The organism is Muriicola jejuensis (assembly GCF_010671595.1).
Lineage (GTDB): Bacteria > Bacteroidota > Bacteroidia > Flavobacteriales > Flavobacteriaceae > Muriicola > Muriicola jejuensis.
The window spans coordinates 1-2,752 of sequence record NZ_JAABOP010000014.1 but is presented as its reverse complement, the minus strand read 5'-3'; the positions used below and the strand labels follow the sequence as shown (position 1 = coordinate 2,752).

3 protein-coding genes are annotated in these 2,752 nt (G+C 38.7%); all 3 read right to left on the bottom strand.

The genetic code is table 11. The features are described from left to right. Positions 1–227: 227 nt before the first annotated feature. The 3 genes from GWK09_RS14810 to GWK09_RS14800 all read right to left on the bottom strand — a co-directional run bounded on the left by GWK09_RS14810 (position 228) and on the right by GWK09_RS14800 (position 2,555). The gene (locus tag GWK09_RS14810; protein ID WP_204260489.1) at positions 228–482 is read right to left on the bottom strand and encodes a hypothetical protein; all 255 of its coding nucleotides are present in this window, start codon (positions 480–482) and stop codon (positions 228–230) included. A gap of 936 nt (positions 483–1,418) precedes the next feature. Next, positions 1,419–1,835 (bottom strand): hypothetical protein, encoded by a 417-nt coding sequence (locus tag GWK09_RS14805; RefSeq protein ID WP_163694247.1) that lies wholly within the window; start codon positions 1,833–1,835, stop codon positions 1,419–1,421. A 162-nt stretch (positions 1,836–1,997) separates the two neighbouring features. Further along, complete coding sequence (locus tag GWK09_RS14800; RefSeq protein ID WP_163694246.1) at positions 1,998–2,555, bottom strand: hypothetical protein; 558 nt, start codon at positions 2,553–2,555, stop codon at positions 1,998–2,000. Positions 2,556–2,752 lie beyond the last annotated feature (197 nt).

Sequence of the window (2,752 nt, the reverse complement as noted above, 5' to 3'; positions counted from 1 at the left end):
TCCTTAGCAAGTGCATACTGCTTCAGAGGCCAGGGCATATCCCCATTCGGTTTTCACTGGATCGTTTGGGATTCCGCTCCGTACTACTTATTACATCAGAACGGTTCCGGCTATGGTTTGGCGCCTGGAGGCGCCAGCCTTTCGTATTGTTTATGTTAATCCCTAAAATAGCAAATAATCCCAGACCCCAGAGGGCGATGAACCATAGCCGTTGTTAGCTACTGGCGTCACTCAATAATCCTCATACTTTGCAAATTGACACCCAACCTTACGGCTTTACGCTTGTCATAAGGACCATGCTCCACAACAAACGTCTTTTCATATCCCTGATCAACCTGCCATGAAATGACTTTTGGATTTAAGAAGGGGCCAATTTTAAATAGATTTTGTTCTGGCTCTTCATCAAAGGCTGAAATAGCAACTAGTAAATTATCAGAAACCTCGGAACTTGGAAAGCCTGCACTAGCAGTTCCATTGTCCAATTTGTAGATTCTAACTGAGAGATTAGGTTCCACATTCTCGCCAATTAAGTGAGCGGAATTGAGGACTTTGATTTATTCTGCATTTTCCGAATTTTCAATGCCAAGTTTATCCTGAGCAATAGAAGTGTATGTGAGTAAAAACACTGAAAGAGAAAAAATCGTTCTAAGCATTCTCTTGCTTTACGCTTGTAGCTAACGGTTCCGGCTATGGCCCGGCGCCTCGATGGACAGATCAACCCCGGATTGATTAATAAACCCTAATGTAGGAAAATTTCCCCAAGCCTTGGCCGGCGATGGGCTATAGCCGTTGTTAGCATTAGTGTATAGCGATCAGTTTGCACCTCAATAACTCTTAAGGCTTAAAGAATTTTTGTAATTTAATACCATGGATATTCCTAAAGAAGCTTTATACATCCTTGTCCCAGTAATATTTTTGGCCTTAGCTATGAGCTTGCTTAATTACCTAACAAGAAATAGCAGGAATTTCAGAAGTAGCAGAAACAGAAGGGCGAGAAAGCAGGACTAGCTTGCGACTTTCCACTCGCTAAGTTTAATCTCGAGACGATTTCTGCTTTCAGTCAACAACACCTCCCATTTAACCTGTATTCAGCCGTGTTATATTTCTATCATTAATGCTAACGGTTCCGGCTATGGTTTGGCGCCTGAAGGCGCCAGCCTTTCCGTATTATTTTGTTAATCCCTAAAATAGCAAATAATCCCGGACCCCTGAGGGCGATAAACCATAGCCGTTGTTGTAGCACGTTTATTATTGGTCATTATAAGCATTCTATGATATCTTTCTGCGAAGCTCTAATATTTTTCTTTTACTAATGTTGCCGAACCATGCATATCCAAAATATATAACTTCCCTTTCTTGACAGTTTAAGCTGTTGACTTTTGTTACACAGTAAAATTCCCGGATGGAATTCAAAAATTCTATCTTTTTTCTATTTCAAAAACGTAGTGCTTGTCTTTTTTTATTGCCGTGAAGACATTCGAATTACTATCCTTAACAATAATGTCACCCACTCTCAAACTATCAATTGGTAAGTTGTACTCGTCATTACTAAACTTAGAACAGGTGTGTAAAGCTGAAGAATATCTACCTTCTCCTAAAGCAATTGAAGTAACTCCTTTGTCAACAAATAGTGCCGATATTTTTTGTCTTTTTATTTCGTTTTCAAAGTTGTACAAGTATCTTTCTTCAGATCCAACACAGTAACTATTGTCTACAATGAATAATTGGTATAGTCGAGGTCCAAATATTATTAGAGCAATAATTAGTAGGACGGGATAGACTTTTAATATTCCAATCCAATAAAGCTTAGTAATGGATTTAAAGATATTTCTCAATCTACCCATTTTCGGGACTAATAAAAATGTGCTACAACGGTTCCGGCTATGGTTTGGCGCCTGGAGGCGCCAGCCTTTCCGTCTTGTTTTTGTTAATCCCTAAAATAGCAAATAATCCCAGACCCTGGAGGGCGATGAACCATAGCCGTTGTTGTAAGTAGTTTAAATATTTTTTTCAATTTCGTTCCAATCTATATGATGGGATAGGTCATTCAGACGATCTTCTATATCCTTGCGGCCTTCAAGGTATAAATCAATTATTTCGTAGTAATCATTATTGATTTCAGCAGATCTTGTAACCCTTTCTTCATCTGATTTAAACTTAAGTAGTCTGTGCACGTATTCGATTCTGGTAGTATTAAACCTTTCACATTTCAAAAGAAGAACATCCTTCCCATTGAATTTTATACTTCTCTTGTGTTCTTTAAGTATCTGGCCAAACATTAATTTATTGCTAATTTCAAGGTCAAGCCTACTTGGCCAAATTTTAGCTTGAATGTATAAATTTGAAAGCTTAAGAAGGTGTACTAAAAATTCCTCGACAATTTGATGATAGATAATAACTGCAGATACCCGACCATCAACCGTCCCCGCATCATAGGCCTTTCCCGCAATGCGCATTAAACTCACGATAAGGAAAGTATCGATTTTAGGCCATTTCTGTTTATTCGATATCCTCTTTATAAATTCCTCAACATCTTTTTTTATGGGAGTTGACATTTAAATTACTTACAACGGTTCCGGCTATGGTTTGGCGCCTGGAGGCGCCAGCCTTCCGTATTGTTTTATTAATCCCTAAAATAGCAAATAATCCCAGACCTCAGAGGGCGATGAACCATAGCCGTTGTTGTGCCTAGTTGTTTTTTAAATCCACCTTATGTTTTTCAGAAAGACATGGTTCCGCAAATTCTAGGATA